The sequence below is a fragment of the Pseudomonas sp. AM14(2022) genome (assembly GCF_036346455.1).
Taxonomy (GTDB): Bacteria; Pseudomonadota; Gammaproteobacteria; order Pseudomonadales; family Pseudomonadaceae; genus Aquipseudomonas; species Aquipseudomonas putida_A.
This window is the reverse complement of sequence record NZ_JAOTNY010000010.1, coordinates 136364-153080: the sequence shown is the minus strand read 5'-3', so window position 1 is coordinate 153080 and position 16717 is coordinate 136364. Positions and strand designations below refer to the sequence as shown.

The window sequence follows — 16717 nt, the reverse complement described above, 5'->3', positions numbered from 1 at the left end:
AATTCAGGCGTTATCCATGGACAGCAGCAACAGTTGGCGCGAACGGCTTTATGTGATGATTTTCCAGAGCGACACCCTCGCCGGGCGGCGCTTCGACGGCACCTTGCTGTTGATCATCCTCGCCAGCCTGGTGGTGGTGATGCTCGACAGCATCGACAGCATTCACCAGAACTACGCCGATGTGCTGGCCTACATCGAGTGGGGTTTCACCGTCATTTTTCTCGGTGAATACATCCTGCGCCTGTATTGCTCACCGAAACCGTTGCGCTACGCCTTCAGTTTCTACGGACTGGTGGATCTGCTGGCGATCGTGCCCGGAATTCTGGCGCTGTATTACAGCGATGCGCAGTACCTGCTGATCATCCGCATCATCCGGATGCTGCGGATCTTCCGCGTGCTCAAGCTCAGCCCGTACCTCAAGCAAGCCAACTATCTGATGTCGGCGCTGCGCGGCAGCAAGCAGAAGATCGTGGTGTTTCTGGTCAGCGTCTGCACCCTGGTGACGGTGTTCGGCACCCTGATGTACGTGATCGAAGGCCCGGAACATGGCTTCACCAGCATCCCCAAAGGCATCTATTGGGCTATCGTGACCCTGACCACCGTCGGCTTCGGCGACATCGTGCCGAAGACCCCGCTGGGCCAGGTGATTTCGTCGCTGGTGATGATCACCGGTTACTCGATCATCGCCGTGCCGACCGGGATTTTCACGGCGGAACTGGCCAACGCCATGCGCGGCGAACAGCTGCAACATGACTGCCCGGTGTGCAAGAAAAACAGCCATGAACATGGCGCGGCGTTCTGCTCCCGTTGCGGTAATGCGCTGTTCAAGAAACTGGAATAAGCACAGAGCTTTTTAATCTTTAAACGACTATGCCAGCCCGGCTATAGTCGCTGGCAAAACGGTATCACCCCCGACCGTTATCACCGACACAACAAGGAATGCGCAGTGAAAAAACTCTTTGGCGCCTCACTTCTCGCCGCCGGTCTTGCCTTTGGCAGCGTGGCTCAAGCCGCACCGACCCTGCTCAACGTCTCCTATGACGTGATGCGCGATTTCTACAAGGATTACAACACTGCGTTCCAGAAACACTGGCAGGCCGAGCACAACGAAAACATCACCGTGCAAATGTCCTTCGGCGGTTCGAGCAAGCAGGCGCGTTCGGTGATCGACGGCCTGCCGGCTGACGTCATCACCATGAACATGGCGACCGACATCAACGCCCTCGCCGACAACGGCAAACTGGTGCCGGAAAACTGGGTCAGCCGCCTGCCGAACAACAGTGCACCATTCACCTCGGCCACCGTGTTCATCGTCCGTAAAGGCAACCCGAAAGCCCTGAAAGACTGGCCGGACCTGCTCAAGGACGGCGTGCAAGTGATCGTGCCGAACCCGAAAACTTCGGGCAACGGCCGCTACACCTACCTCTCGGCCTGGGGCTACGTGCTGAAAAATGGCGGTGACGAGAACAAGGCCAAGGACTTCGTCGGCAAACTGTTCAAGCAAGCGCCAGTGCTCGATACCGGTGGCCGCGCCGCGACCACCACGTTCATGACCAACCAGATCGGCGACGTGCTGGTCACCTTCGAGAACGAAGCCGAGATGATCGCTCGCGAGTTCGGTCGCGATCAGTTCGAGGTGATCTACCCAAGCGTCTCCGCCGAGGCCGAACCACCGGTGTCGGTGGTCGACAAAGTGGTCGACAAAAAAGGCACCCGCGCCGCCGCCGATGAATACCTGAAATATCTGTGGTCGCCGGAAGGTCAGGAAATCGCCGCCGCCAACTACCTGCGTCCACGGGACCCGGCGGTACTGGCGAAGTACACCGACCGTTTCCCGAAAGTCGACTTCCTGTCGGTGGAGAAAACCTTCGGCGACTGGCGTTCGGTGCAGAAGACCCACTTCAATGATGGCGGAATCTTTGATCAGATTTATACCGGCCAGTAAGGCTTAGGCCGTAACGAAAAAGGCGACCTCTACAGGTCGCCTTTTTTGTGGGCATTGGAAATCACCACACTTCCCCCTGTGGGAGCGGGCTTGCTCGCGAAGGTGGTGTGTCAGATACATGTATTTGACTGACACACCGCCTTCGCGAGCAAGCCCGCTCCCACAGGGGATTGTTTGTCAGCCAGTTACATCGGCGGGGTCACGCCATCCTTGCCGGCGGAAATCGATTGCGCGGTCAACGTGCCGTCTGCGTCCTGGGTCACGAAGCTGACAATCTTCACCCCGACCTTGAGCAAGCTGCGATCCCCCGGCGTCAGGTTGACGATCGGCACGTCCTCCGGTACCAGAATCTTCTGCTGCCCGCCCTTGTAGTTGACGGTCAGCACCCGGCCATTGCTGACCACCAGATCACCGACGCTGCCATTGGTCATGCTGCTGCCCTTGGCCAGATCAAACGGCCGATGACCGTCACCGCTGCCGGCCAGTTCCGGCGGGAATACGTGCACTTCCATTGCCTTGAGGGTGCCATCTTCCTGCGGCATGGCGGCCGAGCCAATGTAGCTGCCGGGTTTGATGTCTTCGATATTCGCCAGCGTGACGGCACGCACCTTGGTGTCCGCAGTCAACCGGATCACCACGTTCTCGCCGCTGTTGACGTGGACTTTCAGCGAGTCGGCGCCGACTCCGGTGATCTCGCCGCGCACGCCGAGACGCATGCCCGGGGCATCGGCGGCCTGCGCCGCAGTGGCACTGAGCAGGCCAATCAAGGCAATCGTGGTGGTGTGACGCAGCAGCTGGCGCAACATGGCAATCCTCCGTTGATGAACAGTAAAAGCGCAGCGGTAAACATAAGCACGCTATCGAAGAAGATGTAAGTGAATGTATCATCGACCCTCCCCGGCCGGACGCAAGGTTCGCCGATGGACGACACCCTGTTGGAAGCCAATCATTCCGCAACGGAATAACTGATATCGATACAAGGCTTCTACCGCCGCTTCGGTACGTCCCTTAGCCTCACCGCATTCCCTTTCGCTGGATCGAGAAACCTTATGAACGCCACAACTCACGCAATGACCCGAGGCATGGTGCTGCTGTTCGCCTTCTGCTGCGGCGCGATCGTCGCCAACATTTACTACGCGCAGCCGATCATCGGGCTGATCGCGCCGGACATCGGTCTCTCCGACACCATGGCCAGCTTCATCGTTTCGCTGACGCAGATCGGCTATGCGCTGGGCCTGTTCTTCCTGGTGCCGCTGGGCGACCTGCTGGAAAACCGCCGGCTGATGATCATCACCACCGTGGTGGCGATTGCCAGCCTGCTCGGTGCAGCGTTCACCAGCCAGCCGAATGTGTTTTTGCTGATCTCGTTGCTGGTGGGTTTCAGTTCGGTGTCGGTGCAGATCCTGATTCCGCTCGCCGCGCATCTGGCACCGGAAGAATCCCGTGGCCGGGTGGTCGGCGGGATCATGGGCGGTCTGCTGCTGGGCATTCTGCTGGCGCGGCCGGTGTCGAGCGTGGTGGCTGACCATTTCGGTTGGCGCGCGATGTTCATGATCGCCGCGGCGTTGATGGCAGCGATCAGCGTGGTGCTGGCGTTGACCGTGCCCAAGCGTCAACCGGATCACAGCGCGTCCTACGGCCAGTTGCTCGGCTCGTTGTGGACGCTGCTGCGCCAGCAACCGGTGCTGCGTCAGCGGGCGTTTTATCAGGGCTGCATGTTCGCCACCTTCAGCCTGTTCTGGACAGCGGTGCCACTGGAACTGGCGCGCAACCATGGTCTGTCGCAAAGCGAGATCGCGATCTTCGCGCTGGTCGGCGCCATCGGTGCCATCGCCGCGCCGATCAGCGGACGCCTGGCGGACGCCGGCCACACCCGCGTCGCTTCGCTGCTGGCCATGCTGTTCGCCAGCCTGAGCTTCCTGCCGGCCTTCATTCACCCGGCCTACAGCGTCATCGGCCTCGCGGTGACCGGCGTGGTACTGGACTTCTGCGTGCAGATGAACATGGTTCTCGGCCAGCGCGCGGTCTATTCGCTGGACGCCAAAAGCCGTGGTCGCCTCAACGCGCTGTACATGACCAGCATCTTCATCGGCGGTGCTTTCGGCTCGTCGGTCGCCAGTGCGGTGTATGAGCATGGCGGCTGGTTGTGGATCGTGATTGTCGGTAGCGCGTTCCCGCTGCTGGCGTTGTTGCGGTTCCTGAGTGCGTCGCAGCGTGGTGCTTTGGCAACGGCGTAAGATGTCGAGCAAGCTCGCTCCCACAGGTTGCTCACTGGGCCTGTGAGAGCGATGACGCTTAATACCGAACCAGCTTCTCCATCGCCGCATCTGCCAGAAACGAAGAGCGGCTTTTGACATTGTGTTCACGCACATAACGATCGATGCGCTGGATCACATAGCCTGGCAACGTCACGTTGACCTTCTCGGTCTTGCCCATGTACGGCGAGATATCCAGCTCGAGCATCCCCCAGCCCATGTCGGCAAACTCCGGATTATTGCGATGGGCCGCTGCCGACGTCGGCATCGGAATCGATTCCCCGTCCGCCGCCATCTCCTGCAACATGAGATGGGCGACTTCAACGGCTGCGTTATAGGCGTCCTCGAAAGTATCCCCGGCCGTGACAGCGCCGGGAATGTCAGGTATCTGAATACCGATGGCGGTGTTGTCGTCACCCCATTCGATGCAGATCGGATATTGCATTATGGATCTCCCTTGTAGCTGGCTGGCGGGTGGTACAACCCGGCACGCCTCCTGATGCTTTTGACCGTCCCCAGCGGCAAATCCTTTTTAGGGTGAGGAACGGGAATGGTGTACGGGTTGTAACGATGCGTGAAGATGTGATGACTGCCGGTGACTCGATCCAGCGTCCAGCCTGCCTCCTCCAGCTCCTTGATCAATAGCCTGCTTTGCACCTACCGCCTCCTTGCTTCGGCCGAATAAAAATAACCCTAGAGTTATCTTTACTCAAGCACATAAATCTGCAGGACGACGTTTGGTTGTTTTACCGCATGTGATTGAATGGACGCGGATTACACTCAACACCCTATTCCGTGTGGGAGCGGGCTTGCTCGCGAAGGCGTTGGATCAGCCAATACATGTGCTGAATGTCAGACCGCTTTCGCGAGCAAGCCCGCTCCCACAAGGGGACTACGACAACTTTCAGATTTGCAGGAAGACTGATGGACCGCCTCGCCGCCATGGAAACCTTCGTGTACGTGGTCGAAACCGGCTCGTTTTCCGCTGCCGCCCGACGCTTGAATATCGGCCAGCCCGCCGTGTCGAAAACCATCGCTCAGCTGGAAAAACGCCTGGCTGTGAGCCTGTTGCTGCGCTCGACTCGCGGCCTGACCCCGACCGAAGCCGGACTGGCGTTTTTCGAACGGGCCAGACGCGCCATCGATGAAGCCAACGAAGCCGATAACGCCGCACGTGGCAGCGCCAGTGAATTGCGCGGCAACCTGCGCATCAGCGCTGCGGTGACTTTCGGACGCCTGCACGTCGTGCCGCAGTTGGGGCCGTTTCTCGATCAGCATCCGCAATTGAACATCGACCTGATGCTCGATGACCGCAATATCAATCTGGTCGAAGAAGGCATCGACGTCGCCCTGCGCATGGGCCCGCTCAGCGACTCCAGCCTCACCGTGCGTAAAATCGCCGACTGTCGCCGCGTAGTGCTCGGCACCCCGGCCTACTTCGCCCGCCACGGCGAGCCGAGCTGCCCTGCCGATTTGGATAAGCACCAAGGCATCGTCTACAACCTCAGCGGCGGCGCCACCTGGACCTTCACTCAGGGCAGCGAACAACAGACGCAAACCCTCACCGGCCGCCTGCGGGTCAGCGCCGCCGAGGGTTTGCGCGCCGCCGTGCTGGCCGATCAGGGCCTGACCATCGCCTCGCAATGGATGTTCGCACCGGAGCTGGCAAGTGGTGCGGTCAGGGCGGTGATGAGTGACTGGGTATTGCCGGATCAGGACTTGTGGGCGGTGTTTCCCACGGGGCGGATGGTCAGTGCGAAGGCGCGGGTGTTTGTGGAATACATGGAAAATTTGCTGAAACACCCGACCTGAACAGGCTCTGTTTCGTTTATTGCGATTTTCGTTTAATTCGAATAACGTTTCAGCATCCTCTATTCAGAATGCTGGAATCCATTATGTCGATCGTCCTTCACCCCTCTATCAACCTCCCGGTGGAGCGCGAAGTCAAAGCCGCAATTGAAGGCAAACGCGCGCTCGCCGCCTACCTCGCGACCCAATTCGACACGCAGCACATTCAGATTTTCGACGAGCAGAATCAGGCGCACCAGGTCGAGCTACCCACCTCTGCACTGCGCTTGCTGGTGGATATTCTGGCGGCGCTGGCTGAAGGCAACGCCGTCAAAGTCGTACCGGTGCACGCCGAACTGACCACGCAAGAAGCCGCCGATCTGCTCAACGTCTCACGCCCGCACCTCATAAAACTGCTGGAAAGTGGCGAGTTGTCCTACCACAAAACCGGCAAGCACCGACGTGTGCGTTTCGCCGATTTGATGGACTATAAAACCCGGCGCGACACCGCCAGCGAGCAGGCAATGGCGCTTCTCGCGGAGCAGGCACAGGCGTTAAGGACAGGCTACGAGTGAGGCATTCACCTTTCACCGCTGTATACGATGCATGTGTTTTGTACCCCGCCCCATAGAGAGACTTCCTGATGTGGCTCGCGCTATCGGGGCGATTTCGGGCCCGATGGACTCAGCAGATTCACCGCGAATGGAAACGCAATTTATTGAAAAACCGAACCGATCTGACGATAGAGCAACTGGATCGCACGTCCGAGCTTATGGACCGTGCCATTCCGGATGCCTGTGTCTACGATTTTGAGGACCTGATCACCGGACTTTCCTTACCCGATACCAACGACCGCCATGTTCTGGCCGCAGCCATACGCTGTGGTGCAGGGGTGATCGTGACGTTCAACCTGAAAGATTTTCCCGATACCTGCCTCGCCCCCTATGGCGTCGAGGCCCAACACCCTGATGAGTTTGTCGAAAACCTGTTTCACCTTGATCAGGCAGTTGTTATCGCTGCAGCGCAACGGCAGCGCCAACAACTTAAATTGCCGCCAATAGCCGTTGAGCCGTTTCTGGATCTTTTGCAGCGACAGGGATTGGTTGAGTCAGTTCGGGCGCTAAGCGCCTATCGTGCGATTCTCTGAATAATCATTTTGTGAACACCAGACAAACAAACGGCGATCCAGAGATCGCCGTTTTTCATTACTGCCCGAACTGTTTGCCCAATCCCGGCGGTACGCCGTGGATATCGGTGTCTTCCCAAGGGCCGTTGGGGCTGACGGAGCGAGTCCAGCCGTTGTTCCAGCGGAAGTAGGTGCGCTGGCGGTAGAAGGTGTTGGGCTGGTCGTCGAGGACGTAGACGCCGAGCTTCTGGTCCCAGTGGCTGTTGCCGCCCGGTGGTGGGGCGAAGCTGGCTGAGGTGCGTGGGACTGGCTTGGACGGTTTGGCCGGGATGCTTTTGCCCGGTGTCGGCGAGGTCGACGGGGTCGGGCTCGGTTGTGACGGCGGGATCGGCGGCAGGTTGGTGGTCGGTTCCGGTCGGTGCACCGCACATGCGCTCATGCTCAAGGCCAATGTGATGACGGAGATGCGGGCGAGGCTGTGCATGGCGGTGCTTTCCTGTGGGTTCCGGGGTTATTTGTCGGGGCTGTCGATGGTCAGTGTTTGCGGCGAGGTGGTGCTGCTGGCCAGCGGGCCGCTGCGACCTACCCACTCCCCGGCGGTTGGCTGACCGGCGCGAGAGATGCGTGCAACCAGTTGGACTTCAGGAAAGTTCGACAGTTTCAACTGCGGCATCATGGCGTCGGCATCGCCCAGTTCGACGGTCACCGGCAGATCGGCCACGGTCAGACGCTTGGCCGCCAATGGTGCCGGTGGGCCGGAAACGGCGCGGGCGAAGATGAACACGCTGTCGCCCGGTTGCACCTTGCCTTTGAGTTCGCTGGCCAGATCGACGCGCACCTTGAGCAGCGCGGCAACCTTGGCTGCTGGCGCGGCCGCGTCCTTGCCGCCACTGGCTTGCAGGCGCTCGGTGGCTCGCTCGATCCCGCCCTGCAAGGCGGCGCGGGAGTTGTCGCCCTCTGGCAACTGCGCCAGCAACCGGTTCCAATAGTCGATTGCCTGCTGATAACGCTCACCCTCGAACGCGGCGATGCCGAGCAGGCCGAGGCTGGTGACTTCTTTCGGATCGGCTTTCAGCGCTTCATCGGTCAGGGCCTGGATCTTGTCCGACCACTTTTTACCGTCGGCGAAATACTGCGCCTGCGCCCACTGGCCGAGCAGCTCCGGCTGGCGACCGGCCAGGTTGGCGGCGCGTTCGAACATCTTGGCCGCATCTGCCGGACGATCCTGGGCCATGTAGGTGCGCCCGAGGAAGTACAGGCCTTCCGCCGAATCCGGTTGCGCGGCGACGGCACGCTCCAGACGTCGGGTCATCTCTTCCATCGACTGCGGCGCCTGGGCGAATTCGCGGGTCAGTTCGACTTTATCGGCAGCACCGAAATGCAGGTACAGCCCCAGGCCCAACACCGGCACCAGCACCGCTGCCAACAACGGCAACGGCTTGCCCAGTCTCGATACACGCGGTGCGGCAACGCCTTCGGTATCGGCGAGCAGCTCACGCGCAGCTTCCGCGCGACCGCTGTCCATTTGCGCGGCATCGAGTACACCTTCAGCCTGCTGCGCTTGCAGCTCGGCCACGCGCTCCTGATACAGCGCCACGTTCAGGGCAGTTCGATCCTCTTCACGCTGGGCGCGACGGCCACGCAAAACCGGGATCAGCAGAAAACTCAGGGCGACCAGAAGCAACAGCCCTGCGGCAAGCCAGAAATCAATCATTCTTGGTTTTTATCCAACAGTTGGTCGAGGCGCTGACGCTCTTCGGTGGACAGCGATGGCGGGGTCTCGGTGCGCTGTGCGCGACGCCGGCGAACGATCACTGCGATCACCACCAGACCGCCGAACAACAGGCCGGCCGGGCCGAACCACAGCAGTGCAGTCTTGGCATTAAGCGCCGGTTTGTAGCGGACGAAATCACCGTAGCGATCGACCATGAAATCGATGATCTGCTGATTGTCCTTGCCCTCGCCGAGCATGCGGAAAATCTCTTTGCGCAGGTCGGCGGCAATCGGTGCGTTGGAGTCGGCGATGTCCTGGTTCTGGCACTTGGGGCAGCGCAGTTCCTTGGTCAGTTCACGAAAGCGCTCGCGATCACCTTCCTTGGCGAACTCGTAGGTGTCGATCGCGGCATGCGCCACACCGGCCAGACTCAGGCCCAACAAAACGGTAGCCAGAAAACGCTTCATGGCTTGGCCTCATCGACCAGCGCCTGATACTTGGCTGCGAGTTTTTCGCGCCAGACCTGCTCGTCGATCACACCCACGTACTTGTCGCGGATGATGCCCTTGGCGTCGATGAAGAAGGTTTCCGGCGCGCCGTACACGCCGAGGTTGAGGCCCAGCGAACCTTCGTCGTCACGGATATCCAGCGAGTACGGGTTGTGGAATTCGGCCAGCCACTTCAAGGCATCGACATTGGTGTCCTTGTAGTTGATGCCGTAGATCACCACACCGCGTTCGGCCAGCTTGTTCAGCACCGGGTGCTCGACCCGGCAGGAAATGCACCAGGTGCCCCAGACGTTGACCAGCGCCGGTTTGCCGAGAATGTCAGCCTTGGTCAGGGTCTTGTCGCCCTGCACATTCGGCAGAGTGAACTCCGGGAAAGGCTTGTTGATCATCGCCGACGGTAGCTCCGCCGGATCGAGGTACAGACCGCGATACAGAAACACCGCCACCAGCAGGAAAATCGCCAGGGGTACCAGCATCAACCAACGTCTCATGCAGCCGCTCCTTGCAGGCCGAGGGCTTCACGCACCCGGGCTTTGACCTTGACTCGATAACGCCGATCCAGCGCCGCCAGCAATCCGCCCAGACCGGTCAGCAAACCGCCGAACCAGATCCAGCGCACGAACGGTTTGACGTGAACCCGCACCGCCCACGCGCCGTTTTCCAGCGGCTCGCCCAATGCGACGTAGAGATCGCGGGTGAAACCGGCGTCGATCCCGGCCTCGGTCATCATCGAACTCTGCACGGTGTACAGGCGTTTTTCCGGGTGCAGCACGCTGACTTCCTTGCCGTCGCGGATCACCCGAACGGTGCCCTTGTCGGAGGTGAAGTTCGGCCCTTCGAAGTGCTTGGCACCTTCGAAGATAAAGTGATAACCGGCCAGATCCATCGACTCGCCCGGCGCCAGACGCAGGTCGCGCTCGGCACTGTTCTGACTCGACAGCACCACACCGAGGGCGCACACGGCGATGCCCAGGTGAGCGATCTGCATGCCCCAGTAGCTGCGGGTCAGGGTTGGCAGGCCTTTGATCAGGCCCTTGTGGCGAGTCTTGTCGAAGATGTCGCGCACACCGGCGAGCAACACCCACGCGGCGAGCAGGAACGTCGCGATCACCGCCCAGTTGAAATCGCCGTAAGCGACACCAGCCACCACGGCCAATGCGACACTGCCGAGCAACACCGGGGTCAGCATGTTCGCCAGCCACTTCAGCGGGGTGTCCTTCCAGCGGACGATCACGCCGACTGCCATCACCAGCATCAGCAACGCCATCAACGGGATGAACAGCGCGTTGAAATACGGCGGGCCTACCGACAGCTTGGCGCCGCTGATCGCATCAAGAATCAGCGGATACAGCGTGCCGAGCAGAATCATCGACGCGGCCACCACCAGCACCAGGTTGTTGCCCAGCAACAGGGTTTCCCGCGACCACAGGTTGAAGCCGACCTGGCTCTTGACCACTGGCGCGCGCAACGCAAACAGCGTCAGCGAACCACCGACCACGAACAGCAGGAAGATCAGAATGAACACGCCGCGTTCAGGGTCCGAGGCAAACGCATGCACCGAGGTCAGCACGCCGGAACGCACGAGGAATGTACCGAGCAGGCTCAACGAAAATGCGGCAATCGCCAGCAACACCGTCCAGCTCTTGAACACGCCACGTTTTTCCGTGACTGCCAGCGAGTGAATCAGCGCGGTGCCGACCAGCCATGGCATGAACGAGGCGTTTTCCACCGGGTCCCAGAACCACCAGCCGCCCCAGCCGAGTTCGTAGTAAGCCCACCACGAACCGAGGGTGATGCCGATGCCGAGGAAGGCCCAGGCGACAATCGTCCAAGGGCGCGACCAGCGTGCCCAAGCAGCATCAAGACGACCACCGAGCAGTGCGGCGATGGCGAAAGCGAACGCCACAGAAAAACCGACATACCCCATGTAGAGCATCGGCGGATGCACAATCAGGCCAATATCTTGCAGCAGCGGATTGAGGTCACGCCCGTCGGCCGGAATCTGCGGCAGGATCCGCGAGAACGGGTTGGAGGTGAGGATCAGAAACAACAGGAAACCGGTGCTGATCATGCCCATCACCGCCAGTACGCGAGCGAGCATGACTTGCGGCAACTGCCGGGAGAACACCGACACGGCGAAGGTCCAGCCACCGAGGATCAACGCCCACAGCAGCAGCGAACCTTCGTGGGCGCCCCACACCGCGCTGAACTTGTAGTACCACGGCAAGGCGCTGTTGGAGTTCATCGCCACATAAACGACCGAGAAATCGTCGGTCATGAACGCGTAGGTCAGGCAACCGAAGGCAAACAGCAGGAACGCAAACTGACCCCACGCTGCCGGCTGGGCCAGGCCCATCCACATACGATCGCCGCGCCACGCACCGAACAGCGGCACCACGGCCTGCACCAGCGCAAAACACAGCGCCAGAATCATCGCCAGATGGCCGAGCTCGGGAATAAACAGTGCAGAAGTCATCGATCAACCCTCCTTCGCTTGGGTCGGTGCCGATTGACCACTGTCTTTCAGCGCTTTGGTCACTTCCGGCGGCATGTACTTCTCGTCGTGCTTGGCCAGCACTTCATCGGCCACCACCACGCCGTCGGCGTTGAGTTTGCCCAGGGCGACAATGCCCTGCCCTTCGCGGAACAGATCCGGGAGGATCCCGCGATAGGTGATGGTCACGGCTTTGTTGAAGTCGGTGACAACGAATTTGACGTCCAGCGAGTCCGGCGAACGTTGCAGCGAGCCCTTCTCGACCATGCCGCCGGCGCGGATGCGCGTGTCGTGCGGCGCTTCACCGTTGGCGATCTGGGTCGGCGTGTAAAACAGGTTGATGTTTTCCTGCAGGGCGCTGAGGGCGAGGCCGACGGCAGCGCCGACCCCGACCAGAATCGCCAGAATGATGGTCAGACGTTTTTTGCGCAGCGGATTCACTTGCCGTTCTCCCGGCGCAGACGACGCGCCTCTTGTTGCAGATAGCGCTTGCGGGCCGCGATCGGTGCGACCACGTTGAGGATCAGCACCGTCAGACAAATGCCGTAGGCCGACCAGACATACAGGCCATGATGGCCCATGGCGAGGAAGTCGCCGAATGAAGCGAAACTCATCGCGCGGCCTCCAGGCTGTTCTGCACTTCTTCTTTCACCCAACTGGCGCGGGCTTCGCGCTTGAGCACTTCAAGGCGCATGCGCAACAACAGCACGGCGCCGAAGAAGCAGTAGAACCCCAGCACCGTCAGCAACAGCGGCAGCCACATTTCCGCGGGCATCGCCGGTTTCTCAGTGAGGGTGAAGGTCGCGCCCTGGTGCAGGGTGTTCCACCACTCCACCGAGTACTTGATGATCGGGATGTTGATCACCCCGACGATCGCCAGCACCGCGCAGGCCTTGGCGGCGCTGTCGCGGTTGCTGATGGCGTTGCCCAGCGCAATCACCCCGAAATACAGGAACAGCAGAATCAGCATCGACGTCAGCCGCGCATCCCAGACCCACCACGAGCCCCAGGTCGGCTTGCCCCAGATCGCCCCGGTGACCAGCGCCACGGCGGTCATCCACGCGCCGATCGGCGCCGCGCATTGCAGGGCGACGTCGGCCAGTTTCATTTTCCACACCAGCCCGACCACGCCGCACACCGCCAGCATCACGTAGATCGACTGCGCCAGCATTGCCGCCGGCACGTGGATGTAGATGATGCGGAAGCTGTTGCCCTGCTGATAATCCGGCGGCGCGAAGGCCAGGCCCCAGACGACGCCAACGCTGATCAGCAGCAACGCGGCAATGCTCAGCCACGGCAGAAACCTGCTGCTGATGCCGTAGAACCACTTGGGCGAGCCGAGCTTGTGAAACCAGGTCCAGTTCATACTGTTTCCATCACGGGTGCCGCTCATCGGTGTGAGCAGTCTTAGGGTCTTTGCTGGTTAAATTTTAACCAGACCTCATTATTCGCCGACGCTGATCTTCAGGCCAGCAGCTATTGCAAAAGGTGTCAGGGTGATCGCCAGGGCGGTCAGGCTACCCAGCCACAGCAGATACCCGGTCGCCGGCATGCCTTGCAAGGCGGCCTGCAAGGCGCCACTGCCAAGGATCAACACCGGGATGTACAACGGCAGAATCAGCAATGCCAGCAACAGGCCGCCGCGTTTCAAACCAACCGTCAGCGCCGCGCCCACCGCACCGAGCAGGCTCAGCACCGGGGTGCCCAGCAGCAACGACAACAGCAACACCGGCAGGCAGGCGACCGGCAAACCGAGCATCAACGCCAGCAACGGCGAGAGCAGAACCAGTGCCAGTCCCGAGAACAGCCAGTGTGCCAGCACCTTGGCCAGCACCAGTAGGGGCAGCGGGTGCGGCGAAAGGACCCACTGTTCCAGGGAGCCATCTTCGAAATCACTGCGAAACAGTCCGTCCAGCGAAAGCAGGACCGACAATAACGCGGCCACCCAGACTAACCCCGGGGACAGGTTTTGCAAGACTTGAGTTTCCGGGCCGACGGCCAGCGGGAACAAGGCGATGACGATGGCGAAGAAAATCAGCGGATTGGCCAGTTCCGCCGGGCGACGAAACAGCAAACGGGACTCACGGGCAACCAGCAGGCCGAACACACTCATACTGCCCAGTTCCCCAGATCGATATCGCGATAACCGGCCGGCATCCGGCTCAGCGTGTGGTGCGTGGTCAACACCACCAGACCGCCGCGCTCGCAGTGCCCGGCCAAGTGCTCTTCAAGCTGCGCCACGCCCTGTTTGTCGAGCGCGGTGAACGGCTCGTCGAGAATCCACAGCGGCGGGCTGTCCAGATACAGCCGCGCCAGCGCCACGCGGCGTTGCTGACCGGCGGACAGGGTGTGGCAGGGAACATCTTCGAAACCGCGCAATCCTACGGCAGCCAATGCCTGCCAGATCGCTTCGCGTTCGGCCGGCCGATGCAAGGCGCAGAGCCAGGACAGGTTCTCTTCCGGGGTCAGCAGGTCCTTGATCCCGGCAGCGTGGCCGATCCACAGCAGGTTGCGCGCCAGTTCGCTCGGTTGTGCAGTCAAGGGCTGGCCGTTGAGCAGCACTTGACCGCTGGTCGGCTGCATCAACCCGGACAACAGACGCAGCAGGCTGGTCTTGCCGCTGCCGTTGGGGCCGCTGATCTGCACCATATCGCCACTGGCCAGTCGCAATTCGAGATTTTCGAAGAGCAGCCGCAGGTCTCGCTCACAGGCAAGGGCAACGGTTTGCAGGACAGGACTGGTCAAGGGATCACGGGCCTTATACGGTTCAAGTCGGCTCTGGCGCGGCCGTTAAAGAGATGCAGGATAAATGCAATGACGGTGCGAAGCAGAGAGCTGGATCAAACAATTGCTATGTTTTCTGAACGAAGCGCAAGACGCGCGGCATTATACATGCCGTGCCTTACTCCCAAGAGCGCAATTTCCTCAGGTTGTGTCCGCGTATGACAGGCGAAATGAACATCCTCCCGCTCCCGCCCACCACCCCGGCGAACGCGCGTCCGCTGGTGATGAGCGGTGAGTTGCTCAAGCTGCTGACCCCGGTCGAAGGCCTGATCGGCGCCGGGCAAAGCGCCCAGGCCGAGGTGTTGTCACTCAAGCAGGCGGATCAGACCTTTCAACTGCTGCTCAAGGTCACCGTCGACGGCGGCCGGCAGACCACCGTGCAAGCCAGCAGCAACCTGCCGTTGCCGACCGGCACCAACCTGGCCGTCACTCAGCCGTCGGCGGGCAATCTGGCGATCACCGTGCAACAGGCGATTGCCAGCAGCGTCGCCGCCCTCACCCGCATCGACACCGCGCAGTTGCCGGTCGGCACGCTGCTGCAAGGCAAGGTGCTGACCTCGCAGACACTGCCGCAAGTGCCGGGACAGCCGACGGTGTACCGCTCGCTGGTGAGCCTGCTCAACACCGCGCAGAGCGGTGCCACGCTGGACATCGACAGCCCGACGCCGCTGCGCATCGGCACTCTGCTCTCGGCACTGGTCGAAGATTCGCAAACCCTCAAGTTCGTGCCGCTGAGCAGCCGCCAGGAGCAATTGGCGGTGAGCCAGCAACTGCTCGGCCAGCAGAGTCGCCAAGGTTCGCTGGACGGTTTGCTCAATGCTCTGCAAAACCTGCCGAGCGACGACGATCAGACCTCACAGGATCTGCGCGCTGCCGTCGTGCGTCTGCTCGCCAACCTGCCCGATGTGCAGCAGATGAGCAGCGCCAAAGGCGTAGCCCTGGCCCTGGCCAACAGCGGTGCCTTTCTCGAAGCCAAATTGCTGACCGGACAGAATCCGGCGCTGGCCCCGGACATGAAAGCCGATCTGCTCAAGTTGATCGCGCAGCTGTCCCCGGGTGCGCCGGGCAATGCCAGTTTCAACGCGATCATCGCTGCCAACACCCTGGCACAGGCGCTGCCGAGTTTCGTGCGCAACGCCCTCGGCGCTCTCGGTCAGGTCAGCGCCAAACCCGTGCCGAGCAGTTTCCCCCTGCCCGACCGTCTGCTGCAAAGTCTCGACGGCGAAGGCGATCTGGAACATCTGCTGCGCCTCGCTGCAGCCGCCGTGTCGCGCCTGCAAAGCCATCAGCTGTCGAGCCTGGAACAGACCGGTGTCACCGATGACGGCCGTCTGCTCAGCACCTGGCAGCTGGAAATCCCCATGCGCAACCTGCAGGACATCGTGCCGTTGCAGGTCAAGTTTCAGCGCGAAGAAGCGCCAGAAAGAGAACCGCAACCCAACGAACGCCGTGACGAACGCGAGCCCAGACAGCAGCTGTGGCGCGTCGACCTGGCGTTCGACATGGAGCCGTTGGGGCCGATGCAGATTCAGGCGCAGTTGATTGCCGGCAGCCTGTCGAGCCAGCTCTGGGTCGAACGCCCATACACCGCCGACCTGATCGGCAATAATCTGTTCGCCCTGCGCCAGCGCATGCTCGATCGCGGGCTGAACGTCGGCGATCTCGACTGCCATCTCGGCACCCCGCCGCAAGGCAATCAAACCCGCCTCGAACACCGCTGGGTCGACGAAACCGCATGAACGATTCCACTGCTCCACGCCAGGCCATCGCCCTCAAATACGACGGCAACCACGCCCCGACCCTCACCGCCAAGGGCGACGAGGAACTGGCCGAAGAAATCCTGCGCATTGCCCGCGACTGCGAAGTGCCGATCTATGAAAACGCCGAGCTGGTACGGCTGTTGGCGCGCATGGAACTGGGCGACAGCATCCCCGAGGAGCTGTACCGCACCATCGCCGAGATCATCGCGTTTGCGTGGAACCTGAAGGGGAAATTCCCCGAGGGGCAGGATCCGGATGCGCCGATGGTCGAGAAGGACGTTACCGAACGCGGGGCTGATTACTAGGCCGCGCCGGATACAGGCTCAAGTGCACGCGTCCTCG

20 protein-coding genes and 1 pseudogene are annotated in these 16717 nt (G+C 61.1%); 8 read left to right on the top strand and 13 right to left on the bottom strand.

The features are described 5' to 3' along the window. Positions 1–16 precede the first annotated feature (16 nt). Both V3W27_RS19895 and V3W27_RS19890 read left to right on the top strand, forming a co-directional pair. A complete protein-coding gene (locus tag V3W27_RS19895) occupies positions 17–841 on the top strand; it encodes an ion transporter (RefSeq protein WP_047292605.1) in 825 nt (274 codons plus the stop codon). Positions 842–946: 105 nt separating this feature from the next. Then, the gene (locus V3W27_RS19890) at positions 947–1945 is read left to right on the top strand and encodes a sulfate ABC transporter substrate-binding protein (protein WP_027613937.1); all 999 of its coding nucleotides are present in this window, start codon (positions 947–949) and stop codon (positions 1943–1945) included. Between the two features lie 185 nt (positions 1946–2130). Here V3W27_RS19890 and V3W27_RS19885 read toward each other — a convergent pair whose 3' ends face one another. After that, complete coding sequence (locus V3W27_RS19885; protein ID WP_330207340.1) at positions 2131–2751, bottom strand: hypothetical protein; 621 nt, start codon at positions 2749–2751, stop codon at positions 2131–2133. A gap of 243 nt (positions 2752–2994) precedes the next feature. Between V3W27_RS19885 and V3W27_RS19880 the strand changes: the two genes are divergently transcribed. Next, positions 2995–4182, top strand: a complete 1188-nt coding sequence (locus V3W27_RS19880) for an MFS transporter (protein WP_330207339.1) — start codon at positions 2995–2997, stop codon at positions 4180–4182. A gap of 58 nt (positions 4183–4240) precedes the next feature. Here the strand turns inward: V3W27_RS19880 and V3W27_RS19875 are convergent, their stop codons facing one another. Next, the gene (locus V3W27_RS19875; protein WP_007961664.1) at positions 4241–4645 is read right to left on the bottom strand and encodes a type II toxin-antitoxin system HicB family antitoxin; all 405 of its coding nucleotides are present in this window, start codon (positions 4643–4645) and stop codon (positions 4241–4243) included. Further along, a complete protein-coding gene (locus tag V3W27_RS19870; RefSeq protein ID WP_027613935.1) occupies positions 4645–4857 on the bottom strand; it encodes a type II toxin-antitoxin system HicA family toxin in 213 nt (70 codons plus the stop codon). Before V3W27_RS19870 ends, V3W27_RS19875 begins: the two co-directional genes overlap by 1 nt. 267 nt (positions 4858–5124) lie before the next feature. On the opposite strand from V3W27_RS19870, the gene V3W27_RS19865 reads away from it, so the two are divergent. The 3 genes and pseudogenes from V3W27_RS19865 to V3W27_RS19855 all read left to right on the top strand — a co-directional run bounded on the left by V3W27_RS19865 (position 5125) and on the right by V3W27_RS19855 (position 7135). Continuing rightward, a complete protein-coding gene (locus tag V3W27_RS19865) occupies positions 5125–6012 on the top strand; it encodes a LysR family transcriptional regulator (protein ID WP_330207338.1) in 888 nt (295 codons plus the stop codon). Positions 6013–6095: 83 nt separating this feature from the next. Continuing rightward, positions 6096–6563: a helix-turn-helix domain-containing protein gene (locus tag V3W27_RS19860; protein ID WP_330207337.1), complete on the top strand. Its 468-nt coding sequence runs from the start codon at positions 6096–6098 to the stop codon at positions 6561–6563. Further along, a pseudogene (locus V3W27_RS19855) lies at positions 6560–7135 on the top strand (PIN domain-containing protein). Before V3W27_RS19860 ends, V3W27_RS19855 begins: the two are co-directional and overlap by 4 nt. Before the next feature lie 58 nt (positions 7136–7193). Here V3W27_RS19855 and V3W27_RS19850 read toward each other — a convergent pair. From V3W27_RS19850 to ccmA, 10 genes are all read right to left on the bottom strand, one after another. Then, positions 7194–7598 carry a hypothetical protein gene (locus V3W27_RS19850; protein WP_134785764.1) on the bottom strand — a complete coding sequence of 135 codons (405 nt, stop codon included), beginning with the start codon at positions 7596–7598 and terminating at the stop codon, positions 7194–7196. Positions 7599–7625: 27 nt separating this feature from the next. Continuing rightward, a complete protein-coding gene (ccmI, locus tag V3W27_RS19845) occupies positions 7626–8828 on the bottom strand; it encodes a c-type cytochrome biogenesis protein CcmI (protein ID WP_330207336.1) in 1203 nt (400 codons plus the stop codon). Continuing rightward, positions 8825–9295: a cytochrome c-type biogenesis protein gene (locus tag V3W27_RS19840; RefSeq protein WP_027613931.1), complete on the bottom strand. Its 471-nt coding sequence runs from the start codon at positions 9293–9295 to the stop codon at positions 8825–8827. The genes ccmI and V3W27_RS19840 overlap by 4 nt, the downstream gene beginning before the upstream one ends. Beyond that, a complete protein-coding gene (locus V3W27_RS19835) occupies positions 9292–9828 on the bottom strand; it encodes a DsbE family thiol:disulfide interchange protein (protein ID WP_330207335.1) in 537 nt (178 codons plus the stop codon). The genes V3W27_RS19840 and V3W27_RS19835 overlap by 4 nt, the downstream gene beginning before the upstream one ends. Further along, positions 9825–11813: a heme lyase CcmF/NrfE family subunit gene (locus V3W27_RS19830; RefSeq protein WP_330207334.1), complete on the bottom strand. Its 1989-nt coding sequence runs from the start codon at positions 11811–11813 to the stop codon at positions 9825–9827. The genes V3W27_RS19835 and V3W27_RS19830 overlap by 4 nt, the downstream gene beginning before the upstream one ends. Positions 11814–11816: 3 nt before the next feature. Then, complete coding sequence (gene ccmE / locus V3W27_RS19825) at positions 11817–12272, bottom strand: cytochrome c maturation protein CcmE (protein ID WP_096796249.1); 456 nt, start codon at positions 12270–12272, stop codon at positions 11817–11819. Beyond that, the gene (ccmD, locus tag V3W27_RS19820; RefSeq protein ID WP_115987129.1) at positions 12269–12445 is read right to left on the bottom strand and encodes a heme exporter protein CcmD; all 177 of its coding nucleotides are present in this window, start codon (positions 12443–12445) and stop codon (positions 12269–12271) included. Before ccmD ends, ccmE begins: the two co-directional genes overlap by 4 nt. Beyond that, complete coding sequence (locus tag V3W27_RS19815; protein WP_003222943.1) at positions 12442–13197, bottom strand: heme ABC transporter permease; 756 nt, start codon at positions 13195–13197, stop codon at positions 12442–12444. Before V3W27_RS19815 ends, ccmD begins: the two co-directional genes overlap by 4 nt. A 78-nt stretch (positions 13198–13275) precedes the next feature. Then, the gene (gene ccmB / locus V3W27_RS19810) at positions 13276–13944 is read right to left on the bottom strand and encodes a heme exporter protein CcmB (RefSeq protein WP_003222942.1); all 669 of its coding nucleotides are present in this window, start codon (positions 13942–13944) and stop codon (positions 13276–13278) included. Further along, the gene (gene ccmA / locus V3W27_RS19805) at positions 13941–14576 is read right to left on the bottom strand and encodes a cytochrome c biogenesis heme-transporting ATPase CcmA (protein WP_045122041.1); all 636 of its coding nucleotides are present in this window, start codon (positions 14574–14576) and stop codon (positions 13941–13943) included. The genes ccmB and ccmA overlap by 4 nt, the downstream gene beginning before the upstream one ends. A 197-nt stretch (positions 14577–14773) precedes the next feature. Between ccmA and fliK the strand changes: the two genes are divergently transcribed. Then, positions 14774–16354 (top strand): flagellar hook-length control protein FliK, encoded by a 1581-nt coding sequence (gene fliK / locus V3W27_RS19800; RefSeq protein WP_330207333.1) that lies wholly within the window; start codon positions 14774–14776, stop codon positions 16352–16354. After that, positions 16351–16680: an EscU/YscU/HrcU family type III secretion system export apparatus switch protein gene (locus V3W27_RS19795; protein WP_007961677.1), complete on the top strand. Its 330-nt coding sequence runs from the start codon at positions 16351–16353 to the stop codon at positions 16678–16680. The genes fliK and V3W27_RS19795 overlap by 4 nt, the downstream gene beginning before the upstream one ends. Positions 16681–16717 lie beyond the last annotated feature (37 nt).

What these genes read in the sequence shown, in the direction of transcription:
- V3W27_RS19860 (WP_330207337.1), top strand. Translation starts at nt 6,096, where the DNA reads ATGTCGATCGTCCTTCACCCCTCTATCAACCTCCCGGTGGAGCGCGAA.
- V3W27_RS19850 (WP_134785764.1), bottom strand. Translation starts at nt 7,598, where the DNA reads ATGCACAGCCTCGCCCGCATCTCCGTCATCACATTGGCCTTGAGCATG.
- fliK (WP_330207333.1), top strand. Translation starts at nt 14,774, where the DNA reads ATGACAGGCGAAATGAACATCCTCCCGCTCCCGCCCACCACCCCGGCG.
- V3W27_RS19865 (WP_330207338.1), top strand. Translation starts at nt 5,125, where the DNA reads ATGGACCGCCTCGCCGCCATGGAAACCTTCGTGTACGTGGTCGAAACC.
- V3W27_RS19880 (WP_330207339.1), top strand. Translation starts at nt 2,995, where the DNA reads ATGAACGCCACAACTCACGCAATGACCCGAGGCATGGTGCTGCTGTTC.
- V3W27_RS19835 (WP_330207335.1), bottom strand. Translation starts at nt 9,828, where the DNA reads ATGAGACGTTGGTTGATGCTGGTACCCCTGGCGATTTTCCTGCTGGTG.
- V3W27_RS19885 (WP_330207340.1), bottom strand. Translation starts at nt 2,751, where the DNA reads ATGTTGCGCCAGCTGCTGCGTCACACCACCACGATTGCCTTGATTGGC.
- ccmI (WP_330207336.1), bottom strand. Translation starts at nt 8,828, where the DNA reads ATGATTGATTTCTGGCTTGCCGCAGGGCTGTTGCTTCTGGTCGCCCTG.
- V3W27_RS19830 (WP_330207334.1), bottom strand. Translation starts at nt 11,813, where the DNA reads ATGACTTCTGCACTGTTTATTCCCGAGCTCGGCCATCTGGCGATGATT.
- V3W27_RS19840 (WP_027613931.1), bottom strand. Translation starts at nt 9,295, where the DNA reads ATGAAGCGTTTTCTGGCTACCGTTTTGTTGGGCCTGAGTCTGGCCGGT.
- V3W27_RS19815 (WP_003222943.1), bottom strand. Translation starts at nt 13,197, where the DNA reads ATGAACTGGACCTGGTTTCACAAGCTCGGCTCGCCCAAGTGGTTCTAC.
- V3W27_RS19875 (WP_007961664.1), bottom strand. Translation starts at nt 4,645, where the DNA reads ATGCAATATCCGATCTGCATCGAATGGGGTGACGACAACACCGCCATC.
- ccmB (WP_003222942.1), bottom strand. Translation starts at nt 13,944, where the DNA reads ATGAGTGTGTTCGGCCTGCTGGTTGCCCGTGAGTCCCGTTTGCTGTTT.
- V3W27_RS19795 (WP_007961677.1), top strand. Translation starts at nt 16,351, where the DNA reads ATGAACGATTCCACTGCTCCACGCCAGGCCATCGCCCTCAAATACGAC.
- ccmD (WP_115987129.1), bottom strand. Translation starts at nt 12,445, where the DNA reads ATGAGTTTCGCTTCATTCGGCGACTTCCTCGCCATGGGCCATCATGGC.
- V3W27_RS19895 (WP_047292605.1), top strand. Translation starts at nt 17, where the DNA reads ATGGACAGCAGCAACAGTTGGCGCGAACGGCTTTATGTGATGATTTTC.